The organism is Pseudomonas sp. IT-P218, assembly GCF_949767605.1.
In the GTDB taxonomy this organism is placed as follows: Bacteria; Pseudomonadota; Gammaproteobacteria; order Pseudomonadales; family Pseudomonadaceae; genus Aquipseudomonas; species Aquipseudomonas putida_AE.
Genome location: NZ_CATKQQ010000011.1, coordinates 634,077 through 653,486, shown reverse-complemented (window position 1 = coordinate 653,486; position 19,410 = coordinate 634,077). Strand labels below are relative to the sequence as shown.

General features: G+C 61.3%; 20 protein-coding genes and 1 pseudogene. 17 read left to right on the top strand and 4 right to left on the bottom strand.

The genetic code is table 11. The annotated features are described in order from the left end of the window. Positions 1 to 25: 25 nt before the first annotated feature. From ACM6I6_RS09750 to ACM6I6_RS09705, 10 genes and pseudogenes are all read left to right on the top strand, one after another. On the top strand, positions 26 to 547 hold the full coding sequence (locus ACM6I6_RS09750; protein WP_274073376.1) for an RNA polymerase sigma factor: 522 nt from the start codon (positions 26 to 28) through the stop codon (positions 545 to 547). Between the two features lie 84 nt (positions 548 to 631). Beyond that, entirely contained in the window at positions 632 to 1,597 is a 966-nt protein-coding gene (locus tag ACM6I6_RS09745) for a FecR family protein (protein ID WP_323607245.1), read from the top strand. Positions 1,598 to 1,718: 121 nt separating this feature from the next. Beyond that, on the top strand, positions 1,719 to 4,310 hold the full coding sequence (locus ACM6I6_RS09740) for a TonB-dependent receptor (protein WP_414919820.1): 2,592 nt from the start codon (positions 1,719 to 1,721) through the stop codon (positions 4,308 to 4,310). Positions 4,311 to 4,421: 111 nt separating this feature from the next. Next, positions 4,422 to 5,030 carry a biliverdin-producing heme oxygenase gene (locus ACM6I6_RS09735; protein WP_274073373.1) on the top strand — a complete coding sequence of 203 codons (609 nt, stop codon included), beginning with the start codon at positions 4,422 to 4,424 and terminating at the stop codon, positions 5,028 to 5,030. 145 nt (positions 5,031 to 5,175) lie between these two features. After that, positions 5,176 to 5,556, top strand: a complete 381-nt coding sequence (locus tag ACM6I6_RS09730; protein WP_414919819.1) for a YbaN family protein — start codon at positions 5,176 to 5,178, stop codon at positions 5,554 to 5,556. Positions 5,557 to 5,687: 131 nt separating this feature from the next. Continuing rightward, positions 5,688 to 6,986 (top strand): annotated as a pseudogene (locus tag ACM6I6_RS09725) (chemotaxis protein); the annotation flags it as partial. A gap of 150 nt (positions 6,987 to 7,136) precedes the next feature. After that, a complete protein-coding gene (locus ACM6I6_RS09720; RefSeq protein ID WP_408601063.1) occupies positions 7,137 to 7,892 on the top strand; it encodes a methyl-accepting chemotaxis protein in 756 nt (251 codons plus the stop codon). Between the two features lie 147 nt (positions 7,893 to 8,039). Continuing rightward, entirely contained in the window at positions 8,040 to 9,386 is a 1,347-nt protein-coding gene (locus tag ACM6I6_RS09715; RefSeq protein ID WP_274073370.1) for a CoA transferase, read from the top strand. Positions 9,387 to 9,390: 4 nt separating this feature from the next. After that, entirely contained in the window at positions 9,391 to 10,359 is a 969-nt protein-coding gene (locus tag ACM6I6_RS09710; protein WP_414919818.1) for a hypothetical protein, read from the top strand. A gap of 133 nt (positions 10,360 to 10,492) precedes the next feature. After that, positions 10,493 to 10,810: a helix-turn-helix transcriptional regulator gene (locus tag ACM6I6_RS09705; RefSeq protein WP_323607252.1), complete on the top strand. Its 318-nt coding sequence runs from the start codon at positions 10,493 to 10,495 to the stop codon at positions 10,808 to 10,810. Positions 10,811 to 10,860: 50 nt separating this feature from the next. Here the strand turns inward: ACM6I6_RS09705 and ACM6I6_RS09700 are convergent, their stop codons facing one another. Together ACM6I6_RS09700 and ACM6I6_RS09695 are read right to left on the bottom strand one after the other, a co-directional pair. Further along, the gene (locus tag ACM6I6_RS09700; protein WP_414919817.1) at positions 10,861 to 12,339 is read right to left on the bottom strand and encodes an amidase family protein; all 1,479 of its coding nucleotides are present in this window, start codon (positions 12,337 to 12,339) and stop codon (positions 10,861 to 10,863) included. A gap of 152 nt (positions 12,340 to 12,491) precedes the next feature. Next, positions 12,492 to 13,550 carry an MBL fold metallo-hydrolase gene (locus ACM6I6_RS09695; RefSeq protein ID WP_414919816.1) on the bottom strand — a complete coding sequence of 353 codons (1,059 nt, stop codon included), beginning with the start codon at positions 13,548 to 13,550 and terminating at the stop codon, positions 12,492 to 12,494. Between the two features lie 215 nt (positions 13,551 to 13,765). Between ACM6I6_RS09695 and ACM6I6_RS09690 the strand changes: the two genes are divergently transcribed. After that, on the top strand, positions 13,766 to 14,377 hold the full coding sequence (locus tag ACM6I6_RS09690) for a TetR/AcrR family transcriptional regulator (RefSeq protein WP_323607256.1): 612 nt from the start codon (positions 13,766 to 13,768) through the stop codon (positions 14,375 to 14,377). Positions 14,378 to 14,501: 124 nt separating this feature from the next. Next, complete coding sequence (locus ACM6I6_RS09685; RefSeq protein WP_414919815.1) at positions 14,502 to 15,035, top strand: DUF1003 domain-containing protein; 534 nt, start codon at positions 14,502 to 14,504, stop codon at positions 15,033 to 15,035. 5 nt (positions 15,036 to 15,040) lie between these two features. Here the strand turns inward: ACM6I6_RS09685 and ACM6I6_RS09680 are convergent, their stop codons facing one another. Further along, positions 15,041 to 15,982, bottom strand: a complete 942-nt coding sequence (locus ACM6I6_RS09680; RefSeq protein ID WP_414919814.1) for a LysR family transcriptional regulator — start codon at positions 15,980 to 15,982, stop codon at positions 15,041 to 15,043. 15 nt (positions 15,983 to 15,997) lie between these two features. On the opposite strand from ACM6I6_RS09680, the gene ACM6I6_RS09675 reads away from it, so the two are divergent. After that, the gene (locus ACM6I6_RS09675; protein WP_414919813.1) at positions 15,998 to 16,705 is read left to right on the top strand and encodes a CTP synthase; all 708 of its coding nucleotides are present in this window, start codon (positions 15,998 to 16,000) and stop codon (positions 16,703 to 16,705) included. After that, entirely contained in the window at positions 16,702 to 17,049 is a 348-nt protein-coding gene (locus tag ACM6I6_RS09670) for an antibiotic biosynthesis monooxygenase (protein WP_323607261.1), read from the top strand. The genes ACM6I6_RS09675 and ACM6I6_RS09670 overlap by 4 nt, the downstream gene beginning before the upstream one ends. 228 nt (positions 17,050 to 17,277) lie before the next feature. On the opposite strand, the gene ACM6I6_RS09665 is transcribed toward ACM6I6_RS09670, so the two are convergent. After that, positions 17,278 to 17,604, bottom strand: a complete 327-nt coding sequence (locus ACM6I6_RS09665) for a DUF2025 family protein (RefSeq protein WP_323627409.1) — start codon at positions 17,602 to 17,604, stop codon at positions 17,278 to 17,280. On the opposite strand from ACM6I6_RS09665, the gene ACM6I6_RS09660 reads away from it, so the two are divergent. The 3 genes from ACM6I6_RS09660 (at position 17,603) to ACM6I6_RS09650 (ending at position 19,347) form a co-directional block, all read left to right on the top strand. Next, entirely contained in the window at positions 17,603 to 17,785 is a 183-nt protein-coding gene (locus ACM6I6_RS09660) for a hypothetical protein (protein WP_274073359.1), read from the top strand. The genes ACM6I6_RS09665 and ACM6I6_RS09660 overlap by 2 nt on opposite strands. 40 nt (positions 17,786 to 17,825) lie before the next feature. Beyond that, positions 17,826 to 18,953, top strand: coding sequence for a glycerophosphodiester phosphodiesterase (locus tag ACM6I6_RS09655; RefSeq protein WP_414919812.1), 1,128 nt, complete (start codon positions 17,826 to 17,828; stop codon positions 18,951 to 18,953). 88 nt (positions 18,954 to 19,041) lie between these two features. Continuing rightward, positions 19,042 to 19,347, top strand: a complete 306-nt coding sequence (locus ACM6I6_RS09650; protein WP_274073357.1) for a PepSY domain-containing protein — start codon at positions 19,042 to 19,044, stop codon at positions 19,345 to 19,347. Positions 19,348 to 19,410: the final 63 nt, after the last annotated feature.

Sequence of the window (19,410 nt, the reverse complement as noted above, 5' to 3'; positions counted from 1 at the left end):
CGCTTAAAATGGATCAGGTCCTCCCGTGAGTCAATCGCGCTTCAACGACGTCTTCATCACCCAGCGAGTCTCCCTGCTGCGCACGCTGGAGCGGATGGTCAACAATCACAGCACCGCCGAAGACCTCCTGCAGGAGACCTACCTGCGCGTGACCCGGGCGCTCGGCGAGCGGGCCATCGATCACCTCGAACCCTTCGTTTTCCAGACCGCCCGCAACCTGGCGCTGGACCACCTGCGTGCGCGGCGCATCCACTCGCGCACCATGGTCGACGACGTGCCACTGGAGGTGGTGGAAAGCGTCGCCGCCCCCGCCAGCAGTGCCGAAGACGCCGCCCATGCCGAACAACTGCTCGAGCGTTTGAACGTGCGCCTCAGTCAACTCAGTGCCCGCCAGCAGCAAATTTTCATCCTCAGCCGCCTGCACGGCCACAGCTACCTGGAGATCGCCGAGAAACTCGGCGTCTCGCTCAGTACCGTGCAGAAAGAGCTGAAACTGATCATGACGATATGTATGGCTGTCGCAGAGAACAGCAGCGGCAAGCTTTAAGCTGCAAGCTCCACCGCCGAACCGAGCTTGCAGCATGTAGCTTGAAGCTTGAAACTGCATCTCTCAACCTTCCGAGTAAACACCGTGACGGACACCCACCGCGCCCCTTCGCCTGCCCCGGCGCAGGCTACAGCCGAGGCGATGGACCAGGCCCTGGACTGGCTGATCGTGCTGGACAGCCCGAGCGAAGAACAGACCCGCCAGTTCCACCAATGGCTCGCGGCCGACCCGGCGCACGCCGAAGCGTTTGCCAGGGCCCAGGCGATCTGGAACGGTGCGCCAGTCACCCAATGCGCGCAAACCCTGGCAACGCAGCCCACAAAAGTCAGCGTGCTGTCGCGCCTGCGTCCGCACTGGAAACCCCTGGCCACGGCCGCCGTGCTGATCCTCGGTTTGTTCAGTTTCAGCAATCTGCCCATGCGCCTGCAGGCCGATCACCTGACCGTGGTCGGTGAGCGCCAGCGCCTGCAACTGGAAGACGGCTCGCAAGTCCTGCTCAACACCAACTCGGCCTTTTCCAGCACCATCAACGATCAGAAGCGCGTGGCCCGCCTGTATCAGGGCGAGGCGTTTTTCGACGTGCAGCCCCATCGCGGCCTGCCGCTGGAAATCGACGCCGGGCGAGTTACGGCGAGTGTCCGCGATACCGCGTTTGCCGTGCGTTACCTCGACGGCGTGACTCAGGTTCGGGTGCAGCGAGGGGATGTCGACTTGCGCGCCAGCGGCGACAACGCCCTGGTACGCCTGACCGCTGGGGAAAGCATCCGCATCGGCCCCAACGGTTTCGACCGCCCGGCCAAACTGGATGCAGCCACCGACCTGGCCTGGGTCCAGGGCCGCCTGGTGTTTGAAAACTGCCCGCTGAGCCAGGTGCTGGCGGAATTGCGTCGCTACTATCCGGGCTGGATCATCAACAACAACGAGCAGTTGGCTGATGTCGCCGTGACCGGAAACTACCGTCTCGACCAGCCGCTGGACGTGGTCCGCTCCCTGGCGCACATCACATCGGCCCGGCTCCAGGAATTCCCGGCACTGGTCATCTTGAACTGAATGAGAATTATTTTTACTCGATAGCCGAAGCTCGTACGTCTCGTTATAGCCAATGCAATTGATTCGCATCCTTGATGCCAATCAGCACCTATAAAGATTCGTGCGACACGGAGCGCTATCGATGTCCTCTCGCCTTACCCGCCCAGCCTCTTCACCTTCCCGCGTACTGTCGCTGCTGACCGCCGCCATCCTGATGGCCGGTACTGCACCGGTCATGGCCGCCACTGCAGCCGAGCAGCCGTCGCGCAAAATGGGCGATTACGCGTTCACCATTGCGCCACAGCCGCTGGTCTCGGCACTCAATGCCTTTACCGCCGTGACAGGCTGGCAGGTGGGCTTTTCCGCCGAACTGGCGCAAGGCATGAGCTCGCCGGGCGTGCGTGGCTCGCTGCCGCCGGAAAAAGCCCTGGATCGCCTGTTGGTGGGGACCAACCTGAGCTATCGAAAACTGGGCAGCAACAACATCGTGCTGGAGCGCCGCAGCAATGCCGGCACCCTGAACCTGCAACAGGTGACGATCAGCGCCACGCGTAACGAGCAGGACGTGAACAGCGTCCCCAGCACCGTCACCGTCCACACCCGCGAAGAGCTGGACCGCAACAACGTCAACACCATCAAGGACCTGGTGCGCTACGAGCCAGGCGTTTCGGTGGGCGGTGCCGGTACCCGTGGCGGGATCAGCGGCTACAACATCCGCGGCATCGACGGTAACCGAGTTCTGACCCAGATCGACGGTGTCGAGATTCCCAACGGTTTCTTCAACGGTCCTTACGCCAAGACCCAGCGCAACTACGTCGACCCCGAGATCATCAAGCGCGTGGAAATCCTTCGCGGTCCGGCTTCGGTGCTCTACGGCAGCAACGCCATCGGTGGTGCCGTCAGCTACTACACCCTGGACCCGGACGACATCATCAAGCCAGGCCAGGACGTCGGTGCCCGCCTGAAGACCGGCTACAGCTCCGCCGACGAAAGCTGGCTGAAATCCGCCACCGTGGCCGGTCGCGCCGACCAGTTCGACGGCCTGCTGCACTACAGCCAGCGCGACGGTCATGAAACCGAATCCTACGGCAGCAACAACAGCACCGGCCTGACCCGCACCGCCGCCAACCCTGAAGATGTGCGCGCCACCAACGTGCTGGCCAAGCTCGGCTGGAACTACAAGGACGATGCACGCCTGGGCCTGACCTACGAGAAATACAAGGACGATCGCGACACCGATCAGAAAAGCGCCTATGGCGGTCCTTACTTTGCAGGCGCGCCGACCATTCCCGACAGCATCCTGCCCGGCGGCATGTACCAGTCGCGTACCGGCAACGACACCATTACCCGTGAACGCTTCGGCCTGGAGCACAGCTTCGCGCTCGACAGCCTGTTGGTGGATAACGTCAAGTGGAGCCTGAACCACCAGATCGCCAAGACCGACCAGAGCACTGACGAGGTCTACTTCCCGATCACCCGCAAGGTGTTGCGTACCCGGGACACGGTCTACGAAGAAAAGCAGTGGGTCTTCGACGCTCAATTTGAGAAGGGCTTCAGCATTGCCGACACCGAACACCTTCTGACCTACGGCACTACCCTCAAGCAGCAGAAAGTCACCGGCTCACGCAGCGGCAACGCCACCTGCCTGGCGGTCGGTCGCGGCTGCACCGCCATCGGTGCTCCCAGCCCGGCGGACGTGCTGAAGAAATCCAGCGACTTCCCGGACCCGACCATCAACACCTACAGCCTGTTCGCACAGGACCAGATCAGCTGGAACGACTGGACCTTCCTGCCCGGCCTGCGCTACGACTACACCGAACTCAAGCCGGACATCACCCAGGAGTTCCTCAACACCGTGGACCCGGACGGCCTTGGTACCGTCAGCGACGGCAACAAGACCTGGCACAAAGTCTCGCCCAAATTCGGCCTGACCTATGCCCTGACGGAAAACTACACCTGGTATGGCCAGTACGCCGAAGGGTTCCGCACCCCGACCGCCAAGGCGCTGTACGGGCGCTTTGAAAACTCCGCTACCGGCTACCGGGTGGAACCGAACCCGGACCTGGACCCGGAAAAAAGCCAGAGCTACGAGACCGGCCTGCGGGGCAACTTCGAGCAGGGCTCCTTCGATGTGGCGGTGTTCTATAACAAGTACCGCGACTTCATCAACGAAGACGCGGTCACCCCGGGCTACGACGAACCGACCTTCCAGAGCGCCAACATCAAGCACGCCACCATCAAGGGTGCGGAGGTCAAGGGCCGCCTGAACCTCGACGCCTTTGGCGTCCCCCAAGGCCTCTATACCCAGGGCTCGGTGGCCTACGCCTACGGTCGCAACAACGACAACGGCGAGCCGATCAACAGTGTCAATCCACTGACCGGCGTGTTCGGCCTCGGTTATGACCAGGACCATTACGGCGGCCTGCTCAGCTGGACCCTGGTGAAAAAGAAGGACCGCGTCGACGACAGCAACTTCAAGTCTCCGGACGGCGTCAGCAGCCAGTTCAAGACCCCGGGCTTCGGCATTCTCGACCTGAGCGCCTACTACAAGGTCACCGACGACGTGACCGTCAGCGGCGGCGTCTACAACCTGACCGACAAGAAGTACTGGCTGTGGGATGACGTGCGTGGCTACGACAACGTCGGCGAAGCGTCGGTGACGCAACCGGCCAACCTCGATCGCCTGACTCAGCCTGGACGCAACTTCGCGATCAATCTGGTCTGGGACATCTGAACCTGTGCACACCGGGCGGCGCTCTGATAGCCGCCCGGTGAGGATTTTTTACTGTCACACGCCTGCTCATTCGTCTCGTTACCAAGCGCCTCTTCTTTTCAAGGATTTGCCATGACCACCCAGGACACCGCCCAACGCCCCACCCTGCGCTCGCAACGCTTGAACCAGGTCACCAACGAGCCCCACAGCAAGCTCGATGCACTGGTCAAAGCCCACGCACCCTTTGAAACCCAGGCCAACTTCGCCCGTTTTGTGGTGGCGCAATACCTGTTCCAATCGGAGCTGGTGGCGCTGTACAACGATGCAGAACTGACAGCCATCGTCCCGGACCTGCCGGCCCGATGCCGTGCCGATGCAGCCAAGGCCGACCTGGCAGACCTCGACACCGAAGTTCCGGCGCCCGTGGCCGGTGCGCTGCAAAACCCGAGCAAGGCCCAGGCCCTGGGCTGGCTTTTCGTCTCCGAAGGCTCGAAGCTGGGCGCAGCGTTCCTGATCAAGCGTGCCGTGGGCCTAGGCCTGAGCGAAACCTTCGGCGCCCGCCACCTTGGCGAACCTGAAGGTGGCCGCGCGCAAGGCTGGAAAAATTTCGTCAAGACCCTCGATGAACTGAAACTCAGCGCAGAGGAAGAAGCCGAACTGGACAAAGGCGCCATCGACGCCTTCAACCGCTTCACGGTATTGCTGGAACAAGCGTACGCCACCACCCCGGAAATCGCCTGACACCCCACCCCTCCCCTGTGGGAGCGGGCTTGCTCGCGAAGGCGTCGTGTCAGTGATATCAATGTCGCCTGACACACCGCCTTCGCGAGCAAGCCCGCTCCCACAGGGGACCGAGTCAGTCCAAAGAATTCTGATCAAGCGCCCCATGCCTGCCTCCTCCAAACTCGCCCGCTTCCTCTTCGGCCTGCTGGCCTACGTCAGCCTCGGCATCGGCCTGGTCGCCATTGTCATACCCGGCCTGCCGACCACCGAATTCATCCTGCTGGCCGCCTGGGCTGCCACCCGAAGCTCACCGCGCCTGAGTGCCTGGCTGGAAAACCATCGGCTGTTCGGCCCCATTCTCAGTAACTGGCGCAACGGCAAAATCATTGCGCGCCGGGCCAAGGTCAGCGCCAGTGTCAGCATGCTGGTATGTGCCGGGCTCATGCTGGTGATGCTCGATCATGGCTGGCCGATCTACCTGGCGATTGCCGGCATGAGCCTGGGCAACCTGTGGATCTGGTCGCGACCGGAATCACTGGCATAACGCCGACAAACTTCCCCGTTTTTCACCAGCTTTTCGGCACATTCCCCCGCGCAAACGTTCAAACATGACCGTTCGTCGGCAGCCCACTCATGCAATCTGTACCCCCCGCCGATGTGCTGGAATGGCGCTAAATGGATTTGGCGTGTCGAGCCGCCATGGCTCACAGCCAACCTCTCATCCATTCGCGAGCTCGCCCCATGTTCGACTCACTGTCCATCCGCCTGAAAATCGTCCTGCTGTCCGGTCTGTGCCTGCTTGGCGTGGTCGCTTCGATCGTGGGCATGAATTTCTACCAGACCAATCAGAACGATGAGCTGGTCAGCGCTTCCAGCAGCACAATGCTCACCGACAGCGTGCAGGACCTGCTCCAGGCCAAGGCCGCCGAGCAAGCGGTGCGGGTGCAGAAGACGTTCGGTGAAACCCTGACGGTGGTGACCGCCCTGGCGGACCAGATCAAGGACCTGCGCACCATGGCCGCCAAGCGTTCGCTGGACGCCGGCACCCTGCGCGAGGAGCTCAACCAGAGCCTGAAGACCGCCTTCGAGCGCAACGGCAAGGTGCTGGGGATCTGGCTGGCGTTCGAACCCAATGGCCTGGACGGCAAGGACAGCGAATTCGTCGGAGACGCCGCCCGCCAGTCCAACGAAATCGGTCGTTTCGCCTCTTACTGGAGCCGTAGCGCAGGGACCGCACTCAACACGATCATGGTCGAAGAAGACATGACCAAGACCACCCTGAACCTCAGCGGCACACCCTACAACGTGTGGTACACCTGCCCCCGGGACAGCAAGCGTACCTGCCTGCTGGACCCGTACGCCGACACCGTCGCGGACAAGGAAGTGTTGATGACCACCATTTCCCTGCCGCTGCTGGTGGACGGCAAGGTCATCGGCGTAGTCGGTATCGACATCGCCCTCGACACCCTGCAGGCCGCGGCCGTCGACTCCCAGCGCGAGCTGTTCAACAACGCCGGGCACATGCTGATCGTCTCCGGCACCGGCGTGCTCGCCGCCTACAGTGTCGACGCTGGCAAGGTCGGCAAAAGCATCGGCGACACCCTGGGCGCAGAGGGTAAGGACATCCAGCAATCGCTGGCCGGCGGTGCGCCGAAGATTCTTCAACAGGGCGACCTGATCCGCGCGGTGTACCCGGTCAGCCCGATTGCCGACGCCAAGCCCTGGGGCGTGGTGATCGACTTGCCCAAGCAAGTGCTGCTGGCCGATTCGGTGAAGTTGCAAGCGGTGCTCGACGATGCCCAGCAAAGCGGCACGCTCAAGGCGATCCTGGTCGCCGTCGTTGCCGGCCTGCTCGGCCTGCTGCTGATGTGGCTGACCGCGTCAGGCGTGACCCGGCCGATCAATAGCGTGGCCGTGATGCTCAAGGCGATTGCCAGTGGCGACGGCGACCTGACCCAGCGCCTGCATTACAGCAAGAAGGATGAACTGGGTGAGCTGGTCAGCTGGTTCAACCGTTTCCTCGACAAGCTGCAGCCGACCATCGCGCAGATCAAGCAGAGCATTACCGATGCCCGCGGCACCGCCGACCAGTCTTTGGAAATCGCCCGCCAGACCAGCGAAGGCATGCAGGTGCAATTTCGCGAAATAGACCAGGTCGCCACCGCCTCCAATGAAATGAGCGCCACCGCCCACGACGTCGCCAACAGCGCATCGAACGCCGCCAGTGCGGCAAAGGGCGCCGATCAGTCGGCCCGCGATGGCATGCAGATCATCGAGCGCAGCACCCGCGACATCAATCAACTGGCCGACGAAGTCAGCAAGGCCGTGACTGAAGTCGAGGCACTGGCGGTCAACAGCGAGCAGATCGGCTCGGTACTGGAGGTGATCCGCAGCATCGCCGAACAGACCAACCTGCTGGCGCTCAACGCGGCGATCGAAGCTGCCCGGGCCGGCGAGAGCGGTCGCGGCTTTGCGGTGGTCGCCGACGAAGTGCGCAACCTGGCCAAGCGCACCCAGGACTCGGTGGAAGAGATTCGCCTGGTGATCGAGCGCATCCAGAGCGGCACCCGCGGTGTGGTCGCCACCATGCACTCGAGCCAGACCCAGGCCCACAGCAACGCCGGGCAGATCCAGCAAGCGGTGCAGGCCTTGGGCAAGATCAGCGACGCGGTCACGGTGATCAGCGACATGAACCTGCAGATCGCCAGCGCCGCCGAACAGCAAAGTGCCGTGGCCGAAGAGGTCAACCGCAACGTCTCGGCGATCCGTACCGTCACCGAAACCCTGACCGGCCAGGCCACCGAATCGGCGCAGATCAGCAGCCAGCTCAATGCCCTGACCACCCAGCAGATGAAACTGATGGATCAGTTCCGGGTGTGATCCTTACCTGTAGGAGCTGCCGAAGGCTGCGATCTTTTGATTTTTCAAGATCAAAAGATCGCAGCCTTCGGCAGCTCCTACGGGGTTTTCATCAGCTCTGAGGTTTTTTTGTTTTATGCTCGGGCTCTCGTTCCGGAGAGCCCTTCGATGACTGATCTACTCACGTCCATTCAAGCCGAACTCGGCTTGCCGCTCACCCCCCTGACATTCACCTCCAGCGGCGCCCTGCCCTCGGCGTTCGCCGTCACCGACCTGGCGTGCGCCAGCATCGCCGCCGCCGGCCAGGCGGTCAGCGAATTGCTGCATCAACAAACCGGACGCTTGCCCGGCCTTGAAGTCGACCGGCGCCTGGCCTCCTTCTGGTTTTCCAGTTCGATCCGCCCGCTGGGCTGGAAGGTCCCGCCACTGTGGGACCCGATTGCTGGCGACTACGCCACGAAGGACGGCTGGATTCGTCTGCACACCAATGCGCCCCATCACCGCGCCGCCGCTGAAGCCGTGCTGGGCGCTTGCATCGACCGCAAGTCGATGGCAGCTAAAGTGGCGCAATGGGCCAGGACTGACCTGGAACAGGCCGTGGTCGATGCCGGTGGCTGTGCCGCCGAAATGCGCACGTGGGAACAGTGGCAGGCCCATCCGCAAGGGCTCGCGGTCAACGCCGAACCGCTGGTTCAGTTCAGCGCCGGCCACACTCCGCAGAACACAATCTGGCAAGGTTCGGTGGCGCGCCCCTTGGCCGGAATCAAGGTGCTGGACCTGACCCGCGTACTCGCAGGCCCGGTCGCCAGCCGCTTTCTCGCGGGCCTTGGCGCCGATGTATTGCGCATCGACCCACCCTCCTGGAACGAGCCGGGCGTGGTGCCGGAGATGACGCTGGGCAAGCGTTGTGCACGCCTGGATCTGCACGACCAAACCGATCGCCAGGTATTCGAAAGCCTGCTCAAGGACGCCGACATCGTGCTCCACGGTTACCGCGCCGATGCCCTGGAGCGCCTGGGGTATGGTGCCGCCGAACGACAGCAGCGGATCCCCGGCCTGATCGACGTTTGCCTCAACGCCTACGGCTGGAGCGGTCCGTGGCAGAACCGTCGCGGCTTCGACAGCCTGGTGCAGATGAGCAGCGGCATCGCGCACGCGGGCATGCTCAGCCAGCAGGCGGACAAACCGACGCCCTTGCCACTGCAGGCGCTCGATCACGCCACCGGGTATCTGATGGCGGCCAGTGCGATCCGCTTGTTGGCAGAACGCTTGAACAACGGCCTGGGTGGTTCGGCGCGGCTGTCGTTGGCGCGTACGGCGAAGCTGTTGATCGACCAGGGTCCCGGTAGCGCCGAGCCATTGCGGGCTGAAGACGAACAGGATCAGGGCATGCTGGTCGAACAGACGCCATGGGGCCCGGCACATCGCCTGCATGTGCCGCTCAAGATCACCGGGACGCCCGTGCAGTGGACGCTTGCAGCGTCTGAACTGGGTTCCCATCGGGCGCAGTGGTAACCCCATGAAATTCGACCTCGCCTATTGCCTCGGCCTCGAGGAAAAACTGTCGATCTATGACGTGCGCGACCTGAATTTCGACGAGTCGATGGCGTTCGATTCCGCACAGGAACATTTCCAGTGCCCCAACGATGCCTGTCGCCTGGCGTTTGATGCGGCGAACGGTTTGGGCACGTTCAACGCCAAAAACGTCAACTACGTGCGCACGCCGCACTTCAAGAATCTGCCGAGTACGCGGCATGTCGCGGGTTGTCCTTATGCAAGCCTGAAAACCCCGGCTTCGGTCGGCGAGGAAACGGATGACAGTCGCGAGGAACATTTCCCGTCGGAATTGTTACTCAGTCGGCGAGAGTATGTGCGCAAGCCGTCGCACCCGACGGTGGCTGCCGATCTGCAAGGAGCTGAGCCAGCAGCGGCATCGACGATCAGCAGCGTCGAGCAATCCGGCCGCGAGTCGGCGCCGGACAAGACCAGTGTCTTCGCCCATCCGGTGGAATGTTTCGTGTCGAACTTCGAGGACAAGGCGCTGCTCAAGCGCATGCCGCTGAAGATTGGCCAGCACACCGCGCCCTATGCCTCGTTTTTCAAGAAGATCGAGTACCTGCAAGACAACCCGGGACTGATTTACTGGGGCAGGATCAAGCAGATCAAGGACTACACCCAGAGCTTTCGCATCGACTTCGAAAAGAAGGTCTGGTTCGAGAAGACGCCCTACTCGGTCAACGTTTACCTGAACAAGAAGCTGATCGACAGCTACCGCAAACGCAAGGCGTTCCTGGAGGAAATCAAGCACGCCATCGAGAGCGGGAAGCCATTGTATTGCTTCTTTTATGGCGTCCAGCCTGCGTTGCGGCAGGTGCCCAGCAAGAAAAACCCCGAGCAGACGTTCGGGGTGTTCAGCGCCAATATCGAGAATCTGGATCACTTTATCGTACGCGAGGCGCCGGGGTTGGATGAGTCATCCAAGCCATAAAGGCAGTGACCTTCCGTCTGGCCATGGGGGTAGGAAACAGAAAAATCGAAAAATGCGTTTGATCCGGATCGAAAACAACTGTACAAAAACACAGTATATTTAAAACCAGTACTCTCGAGCCCGGAGAACACCCATGGCCTCTCAAGCGATGAAAATCACCCTGGAACGTATCGCCCTTTTCCAATTCACCCCGGCCCACTGCGCCCAGGCCCGAGCGATGCTGGGCTGGAGCGTGGAAGTCTTGTCCCGCGAAGCCGGGGTTTCCGTGCAGGCCATCGAGCGCTTCGAGGCGCGGCAGGAGGTGCTGGATGTCACTCGTCTGGCCTTGGCATACAGGCTTGAAGCTGAGGGGCTGGTGTTTTTCCCGGGGTTTGCGCCGGGTAGAGGGATGAACGTGAAAGGCCCTACGCCGAATCCGGTGGCGCGGGCGGATTTTGCGATGGTTGAATGAGGTCGCAGCGCCATCACTTGCGCTACGACCAGATGTGCATGGAACTGAAACTAGGGCCTGAATGCAGGTATTGGCCGCGCATGGGAGGCTTGTTCATAGCCATACGCCAATGCCAGGAGGCTGGCTTCGCTCCAGCGTGCACCGAAGAATAATGCCGACGTGGGCAGCCCGTCTTCATCCGCTCCGGTAGGCACCATGATGCTGGGGTAGCCCGCCAGCGGAACGACATTCAACCCCGGTGAGCCGACATCGAGCACCACGGCATCCAGTTGGTGCTGCACCAGGACGTCATCGATGGCGGCGGCGTTTTCACTCTGGATGGTCTGCCACAGTTGCTCGTAGGTAAGCGGGTCAAACACCAGGTTGTTGGCCGCGATCAACACGCTTTGCCCATGGTCTTCGACCCCAGGTGTGCGTTGATTGAAACGGACAAGGTCTTCCAGGCTCTTGATGGGCAGGCCGGTGCGTTGCGCGAGGTATTCAGGCAGGTGTCGTTTGATTCCCATGGACAGGGCCTCCTCCACCTGCGCCGACTGCGGGTCTTTGAGCTCGATGGGTATCAATTTTGCGCCGGCGGCCTGCATGACTTCCAGCGCCCGGGAAAACTGAGGATCGCTCTGCGCGGCCTCGCCGCTCACATCGAACTTGAGTGGGTAACCGAGGCGTCGCCCCACCAGCGAACCAGGTCGCAGCAATGCCGTGTAGTCCACGCCATCGAGGGCTCGGGGTTTACTGACCGGATCGGCGGCGTCATTGCCCGTCATGGCGTTGAGCAGCAGTGCCGCATCGCGAACGCTGCGAGCCATCGGCCCAGGGGTGTCGAGTTTGTGTGTCACAGCGACAATGCCACTGCGACTCAACAACCCCACGGTGGGCTTGACCCCCACCACCCCATTGAGCGATGCCGGACAGATAATCGAGCCGGCGGTTTCCGTCCCTACGCTCAAGGGTGCAAAACCTGCGGCCACTGCCGCACCGGACCCGGAGCTTGAACCGCAGGGCGTCTGGCTTAACAGATGCGGGTTCCTGGTTTGCCCGCCTCGGCCACTCCAGCCGTCGGGGACCGCGGGGTCACGAAAGTTTGCCCACTCGCTGAGGTTGGTCTTGCCCAGAATGATCGCGCCTGCGGCCCTTAGCCGTTGCACGATAAAGGCATCCTCGGCGGCGGGTTGCCCGATCATGGCCAATGATCCGGCGCTGGTCTGCATCTGGTCAGACGTATCGATGTTGTCTTTCAACAACAGCGGAATACCGTGCATGGGGCCGCGAACATGCCCGCGTTCTCGCTCCCGATCCAGCGACCTGGCAATCGCCAGCGCATCGGGGTTGAGCTCGATGACCGAATTGATCGTGGGTCCGTTTTTATCGAGCCTGTCGATGCGTTGTTGCAGGTGTTGCACCAGCGCCTCGGCACTCAGCTGGCCGCGCTGCATTTCCTTGCTGATTTCATCGACACTCAAGTACTCCAATGGTTGTGCGTTGGCGTAGCTTGCGATCGAAAGCAGAACAACTTGGGCCAGCCGCGTCATGCAGCCTCTTATCCTTACATCCATGTGAATGACATCCTTGTGGTAGCGAGTGAATGAGCTCACTCGCTTTCCAGCCTACAGACATGGCCGGAAATGTCCGTCATCACTTGCCCACGGGTCACATAGGAAAACTCGCCTTGACCTGTAGTGCTTCACACCAGGCTTTGCTGATCCTGGTAGACCTGCCGTTCGACTTCATACCACCACGCCGTACCGCGCTGCGCCGCCTGCATATTGAACGCCTCGCCCATCCGCGGCGTGGTGATCGAGACATTGCGCTCCCAGGCCAGGGCCAGGATGCGGTCGAAGGGTTCGTACCAGGCATGCGTCGACAAATCGAAGGTGCCGTTGTGAATCGGCAGCAGCCAGCGCCCCTTGAGGTCGAGGTGGGCTTGCAGGGTTTGCTCAGGCTGCATGTGCACATGGGGCCAGTCGACGTTGTAGGCGCCGGTTTCCATGAGGGTCAGGTCGAAAGGGCCGTATTGTTCACCAATGCGTTTGAAGCCATCGAAGTAGCCGCTGTCGCCACTGAAAAAGATCCGCGTATCGCCATCGATCATCACCCACGAGGCCCAGAGGGTGCTGTTGCCGTCGAACAGGCCGCGACCGGAAAAGTGCTGCGAGGGGGTGGCGACGAACTGGATGCCCTCGACCTCGGTACCCTGCCACCAGTCCAGCTGGCGGATTTTGCTGGCGTCTATCCCCCACTCGATCAGGGTGTCACCCACGCCCAGCGGGGTCAGGAAGTACCTGGCCTTGTCGGCAAGCTTGAGCACCGCGTGATAGTCCAGGTGATCGTAGTGATCGTGGGACAGTATCACCGCTTCAATCGGCGGCAATTGCTCGAGGCTGATCGGCGGTTGGTGAAAACGCTTGGGGCCGGCCCATTGCACGGGGGAGGCGCGTTCGGCGAAGACCGGGTCGGTGATCCAGAATTTGTCCCGCAGCTTGAGCAATACCGTGGAATGACCGAGGCGATAGACGCTGTGGTTTGGCGCTGCCAGCAACGCCGCTTGCGTCAGGGGTTGCATCGGTACAGGCGCCGTCGGCCGGGTGTTGCGCGGTTTGTGGAACATCGCGTTCCAGAGGATGCGCAAGGTTTTGCCAAGGCTTAAACGCTGAATCGGCCTGTGGTTTTGAAACTGTCCTTGAGCCTGTCGGGAAGCTTCAGGTTGGGAGGCGCTGTTCGCCGCGGAAGTTGATTTGGCCATGGGGCAATGACTCCAGGAAAACCGCAGGCTTCACGGTTTTCCGTTTTTGGGACGATAAATGGCCGAGACACGCACGCATCAGCCGAGCACTCTAGTTTTACCGGGCAGGATTAACAAAACATTACACTGCACAGTGTAGTTTCAAGGTTGCATCAAAGCCGATCACAAGTAAACTACCGAGTGTAATTTTCCTTTCTTCCTGCCGAAGCGTATTTATGACAGCTCCACAGCGCCTCACCGACCGCAAACGCGAAGCCATCATTCAGGCGGCGATTGTCGAATTCCGTGCTAATGGATTCGACATCACCAGCATGGACAGGATTGCCGCCACCGCCGGTGTGTCCAAGCGCACGGTGTACAACCATTTCCCCAGCAAGGAAGAGTTGTTCGCTGAAATCCTCAATCAATTGTGGGTCCGGGTCACGGCGGAACAGGAAGTGCCTTACCGTCCCGACCTGCCCCTGCGTGACCAGATGCGTCATATGCTGACGGTAAAGCTTTCGGTACTGAGCGATGAAAATCTGCTCGATCTGGCGCGGGTGGCCATCGCCGCCACCATCCATTCTCCCGAGCGCGCGCAAAGCATGGTGACGCGTATGGGGGAGCGCGAAGAAAACCTCACTATATGGATTCGAGCCGCCCAGGCCGATGGACGCCTGAAAGCGGTCGCCCCGGAATTTGCCGCGCAACAGCTGCATGGCATGCTCAAATCCTTTGCCTTCTGGCCGCAGATTTCCCTGGGCTTGCCGGCTTTGTCGACCGAGATGCAAGGCACCGTGGTGGAATCGGCGCTGGACATGTTCCTGGCCTGCTATCAGGTGCAATAATTGACAATCTCGACAGCGGCGTCGAAGAACTGATCGCTTCAATGTGTACGGCAGAATGTGTTTCAGAATGAAACTCGTGCCGAGGCTATAGTGAGCCTCAGTCCCAGCGCCTGCAGAGAGCATCATGAATTCCACGAGCAATGAAACCACCGCCCCCGTCGATCACCTGCGTTTCCATCGCCGTCATGCCCACCTGGCGCCGACCTTCGGCAATGACAAATTCGCCCTGCGTGCCGAGGCTTTTGCGCGGTTCTTCGGTACACCGACCTTTCTAGGCGCACAAACACTGATCGTGGTGATCTGGGTGTGCCTGAACCTGTTCGGCGTCGCCCACTTCGATGCCTACCCGTTCATCCTGCTCAACCTGGCTTTCAGCCTGCAATCGGCCTATGCCGCCCCCCTGATCCTGTTGGCCCAGAGCCGTCAGGCCGCGCGGGACAAAGCCCAATCCGATGCCGATGCGCAACACCGCGAAGCGCTGGCGATCGCCAACAGTGAGCGACAGGCGGAAGCGGCGAAAAACAGCGCGCAACTGCTGGCGCTGCTTGAGCAAAACACCCGCCTCACGGAAATGACCAAGGCCCTCACCGAGCGCATCGAAAACCTGACCACGGAAATGCATCAGCACTTCGTGCACAAGGACCAACCTAAGGCCTGAACGGCCTAGGGCAACTTGAGCGCCCGCCCCAACTCGTCAAACAGCGTCACCACCGAGCGCAAGGCGCGGCAATCCGGGCGGGTCAGCAGCCACAGCGCGGTGTCGTATCCGTGCAACGGCTCGCCCAGTGGCTGTAATCCATCACCGATCAGAAAGTCTGGCAACGCCGCCACGCCCAACCCCGCCCGCACCAGTTCGGTGACCGACAGCATGCTGTTGCAGCGATAACCCGGCATCACCCCAGGCATTGCCTGACGACGCCAGGCCACTGTCGGGTGATCAGGCAGGAAGTCGTCAGGGGCGATCCAGGTCAGTGACACCAGATCGGTCGCATCGACCCCTTGCAGATAACCGGCGCTGGCACACACCCGGTAGCCAATCCCTGCAAGGCGTCGCCCCACCAGGTGTTCCGGTGGCGTACGGGTCAGGCGCAAGGCGATGTCGGCATCGCGGCGGCTGAGGTTGGCAAAGTCGTTGGACGTACTGAGCTCAAGGATCAACGCTGGATAGTTCGGCATGAACTGCGCCAGCGCCGGCAGCAGTAAGCCTTGCAGGACCGAATCGGTGCAGGTCAGGCGCACGGTGCCGCTGACCACTTCACCGCCCTGCTCCACACCGACCCTTGCGGCTTCCAATGCCTGTTCGGCGCGCTCGGCCTGTTCCGCCAGGGCCTGCGCCAGGCTCGTGGGCAGGTAACCGGCGCGGCTTTTTTCGAACAACGGCTGGCCCAGTGCGGCTTCCAGTCGACGCACGGCGCGAAACACCGTCGAGACATCCACTTTCATCAGCTGCGCGGCCCGGGCCAGAGAGCCGCCGCGCACCAATGCGAGCACCAGGGCCAGGTCTGGGTAGTCCAGTCGATAGTGCGTCGCTGCATTGATCACTTGGGATAACGCCAATATTGAGTGCGTGAACGCCAATCTATAGTGGCTGCCAGGAATCAACAAGCGCCGAGGTCACCCATGGAAAACCGCGTCATTCGCATCGCCCTGATCGGTGATCAAGACCCTCAAGTCACCGCCCACCAGGCCATCCCGGTGGCGCTCGGCCTGGCCGCCGAACACAGCGGCCGAAACGTGCAAGGGCAGTGGCTGGCCACCGATAGCTTGCATGCCAACACGCCGCTCGCCGGGTTCGACGGTTTCTGGTGCGTGCCCGCCAGCCCGTATCGCAGCATGGAAGGTGCCTTGCGGGCGATTCGCTTTGCCCGTGAACAGCGGCGACCTTTCCTCGGCACCTGCGGCGGGTTTCAACATGCGGTGCTGGAATATGCGCGCAACGTGCTCGGCTGGGCGGATGCCGAACATGGCGAGACGGCTCCCGATGCATCGCGGGCATTGCTCACGCCGCTGGCGTGTTCACTGGTTGAGGCTGTCGACATTATTCATTTGCGGGAAGGCTCGCTGATCGCCAGGGCATATGAAACCTGTGAAATTCGTGAGGGCTATCGCTGCCGCTACGGAGTGAATCCCGAGTTCGAACGGGAACTGCTCAAGCACGCGCTTCATGCCGTCGGCCATGATGCCGAACACGGTTTGCGCGCGGTCGAGCTCAGCGGTCATCCGTTCTATGTCGCCACGCTGTTCCAGCCGGAACGCGCTGCCCTCGAGGGTACCCTGCCACCGCTGGTGCGGGCCTTGATCGCAGCGTGCGTGGAGCGGCGGTCATGATTGCTGCGCCCTATTACGCAGTGATCTTCACTTCGCTACGAACCGATGGTGACCAGGGGTACGCCGAAGCGGCCGAACGGATGGTGGCGCTGGCGCGTGAGCAGCCGGGGTTCCTCGGTGTAGAGTCGGCGCGGGGCGATGATGGGCTGGGGATTACGGTGTCGTATTGGACCAGTGAGGCGGCGATCCTGGCGTGGAAGCAGCATCCCGAGCACCGGGCAATTAGTGAGCGCGGGCGATCGACCTGGTATGCGCAGTGTCATACCCGGGTTTGCCTTGTTGAGCGGGCTTATGAGTTCACCCCACCCCCTGCAGGAGCGGGCTTGCCAGCGATGACGGCCTGACATTTTGCGGCTGTACGCGATACCTGTGGGAGCGAGCTTGCTCGCGATGGAGGTCAACGATGACGCGGGAAGCCTGACACCCCACGGTGCTCTCAGGTTTTTCGCGAGCAAGCTCGCTCCTACAGGGGCCCGCCGCGCTGGACAGAACCGGAACGAAACCTCTCGATGGGACAAGAAGATCAAGATCAAAAGCCAAAGCAACAGCAACAGCAACAGCGAGAAAGCCCACTAACCCCGCACCAGACTCCTCACCGCCGAAATCTCCGGCACTTCCCGCCTGTCCATGTACACCCGCAACGGCTCGGTGATGTTGATTCGCTCATCAATATTTTGATCCAGCAACAACTGGATCAACTCGCGCTTGAGCGTCATGGTCTGCTCCGGGCCCGGCACCCAGACGAATTCGCTGGTGGGGATGATGCCGTCGTCAGCCACGTCCATGCCGAACGAGTCTTCGCTGAAACGCACGATGTAGTGGCCAGTCTTGCGATTGAGGCCGACGAAGCCCTGGAGCTGGTCGGCGGCCTGGCAGATGAGCTGGGAAGTAATGCGCATGGAAACCTCACAAGAAGTGATCGATGGTTTACACGCATGGCCAGCGAATGGTTTTCCCTCTGCCGGGGAAGTTGCCGGGACGAAGAATAATGCAGACAAGAACACAAAAACGCTGACCGACATCAGCTTTCAACACGTTTATGTCGGTCTCGCGATAGCGCTGGCAACGCTCAGTTGTTAAAAGAGACCTCTTTGAAACCTGTCACGAAAGGATCTCGACCATGCCGGCCACCGTCACCCACAGCGCCCTGCTCCTGAGTTTGCTGCTTGGCCTCGGCCAGGCCCAGGCCGCCAGCGAGCCCGGCCCCGCCGCGCTGGCCACCCGAATGGGCATTCCGCACCCGGCGGTGATCGCCCACCGTGGCGCATCTTTCGATGCACCGGAATCCACCGCCGCCGCCTACAAACTGGCCCGCGACCTCGGCGCCGATTACCTGGAGCTGGACCTGCAGCGCAGCAAGGATGGCGTGCTGTTCGCCCTGCACGACAATAACCTGCAACGCACCACCGACGTCGCCAGCAAATTCCCCGAGCGCAAGGACAGCCCGGCCAATGCCTTCACCATGGCCGAGCTGAAAACCCTGGATGCCGGCAGCTGGTTCAACGCGGCCTACCCGGATCGCGCGCGTCCTGCGTTTGCCGGCCTGAAAATCCTCACCCTCGATGAAATCATCGACATCGCCCAGGGCAATCCGCTGCACAAGCCCGGCCTGTACATCGAGACCAAGGAGCCCAAGCAGTTTCCGGGCATAGAACACGACCTCAAGGAAAAACTCCAGGATCGCGGCTGGCTGAGCCCCGCGGGGTCGAAACTGGCTAAAAGCGAGCTGTCCGTCGGCCAGGGCAAAGGCAAGGTGGTGCTGCAAACGTTCGAGAAGAGCAGCCTCGAATTGCTGCAAAAGGAAATGCCACAGGTGCCGAAGATTCTGTTGTTGTGGGTCGGTGAAGGCAACATCGAGCCAAAATCGACAGTGACCTTTGCTCAATCCGGCGACAAGGACAAAGCCGCTTACTACGCCAAACAGCAACCCAAGGACAAAGCCGAGTTCCAGCGCTGGGTCGACTACGCCAAGGCCCAGGGCGCGATCGGTACCGGCCCGTCCGCCGCGCTGACCCAGGGTGGCGATCAGAGCTACGCCGACCTGGTACAACCGTGGATGAACCAGTACACCCACGATCAGGGCCTGCTGGTCCACGTCTACACCATCGATGAAGCGGTGGATTACCAGAAGGTCATGGCGGCTGGCGTCGACGGTATCTTCACCAACCGCGCCAGCGAGCTTCTGAAGTTCTATAAGCGCCCGGCGGCGGCGAGTGTGGCGCAGGTGATACGCAATAACGGCTATTGATTATTCGATTCAAGGGAATTTAAGTCTGAATTAAGTTGCCACAGTTATTCTGATCCCACTTAAACAGCTCATCCAAGGAAAGAAGCTTATGAAAACCCTGACTGCCCTGTTCGCCGCCGCAACCCTGACCCTCACCGCTGGCCTGGCCCAGGCTGATGTTCCCGTCGACCAGATCCCTCAGTTGGTCAAGGACGGCAAGATCAAGCCACTGGAGGAACTGAACCAGATCGTGCTGAAGCTGCACCCGGGTGCCACGATTACCGACAGTGACCTGGATAACCACTTCAATAGCTACGAGTACGAAGTGGAACTGCGCGACGCCAACAACGTTGAATGGGACGTGGACGTGAACGCCGCCACCGGCGAAGTCCTGAAGAACAAGAAAGACGACTGATGCACCCGAAAAAAAGCCGCACGATGCTCCCCATCGTGCGGCTTTTTTGCGTTTGGGTGACCG

Coding starts and splice junctions, on each gene's coding strand:
- ACM6I6_RS09710 (WP_414919818.1), top strand. CDS start 9,391: ATGAAATTCGACCTCGCCTATTGCCTCGGCCTCGAGGAAAAACTGTCG.
- ACM6I6_RS09685 (WP_414919815.1), top strand. CDS start 14,502: ATGAATTCCACGAGCAATGAAACCACCGCCCCCGTCGATCACCTGCGT.
- ACM6I6_RS09675 (WP_414919813.1), top strand. CDS start 15,998: ATGGAAAACCGCGTCATTCGCATCGCCCTGATCGGTGATCAAGACCCT.
- ACM6I6_RS09705 (WP_323607252.1), top strand. CDS start 10,493: ATGGCCTCTCAAGCGATGAAAATCACCCTGGAACGTATCGCCCTTTTC.
- ACM6I6_RS09735 (WP_274073373.1), top strand. CDS start 4,422: ATGACCACCCAGGACACCGCCCAACGCCCCACCCTGCGCTCGCAACGC.
- ACM6I6_RS09695 (WP_414919816.1), bottom strand. CDS start 13,550: ATGGCCAAATCAACTTCCGCGGCGAACAGCGCCTCCCAACCTGAAGCT.
- ACM6I6_RS09700 (WP_414919817.1), bottom strand. CDS start 12,339: ATGACGCGGCTGGCCCAAGTTGTTCTGCTTTCGATCGCAAGCTACGCC.
- ACM6I6_RS09730 (WP_414919819.1), top strand. CDS start 5,176: ATGCCTGCCTCCTCCAAACTCGCCCGCTTCCTCTTCGGCCTGCTGGCC.
- ACM6I6_RS09670 (WP_323607261.1), top strand. CDS start 16,702: ATGATTGCTGCGCCCTATTACGCAGTGATCTTCACTTCGCTACGAACC.
- ACM6I6_RS09650 (WP_274073357.1), top strand. CDS start 19,042: ATGAAAACCCTGACTGCCCTGTTCGCCGCCGCAACCCTGACCCTCACC.
- ACM6I6_RS09720 (WP_408601063.1), top strand. CDS start 7,137: ATGCAGGTGCAATTTCGCGAAATAGACCAGGTCGCCACCGCCTCCAAT.
- ACM6I6_RS09655 (WP_414919812.1), top strand. CDS start 17,826: ATGCCGGCCACCGTCACCCACAGCGCCCTGCTCCTGAGTTTGCTGCTT.
- ACM6I6_RS09665 (WP_323627409.1), bottom strand. CDS start 17,604: ATGCGCATTACTTCCCAGCTCATCTGCCAGGCCGCCGACCAGCTCCAG.
- ACM6I6_RS09660 (WP_274073359.1), top strand. CDS start 17,603: ATGGAAACCTCACAAGAAGTGATCGATGGTTTACACGCATGGCCAGCG.
- ACM6I6_RS09715 (WP_274073370.1), top strand. CDS start 8,040: ATGACTGATCTACTCACGTCCATTCAAGCCGAACTCGGCTTGCCGCTC.
- ACM6I6_RS09740 (WP_414919820.1), top strand. CDS start 1,719: ATGTCCTCTCGCCTTACCCGCCCAGCCTCTTCACCTTCCCGCGTACTG.
- ACM6I6_RS09690 (WP_323607256.1), top strand. CDS start 13,766: ATGACAGCTCCACAGCGCCTCACCGACCGCAAACGCGAAGCCATCATT.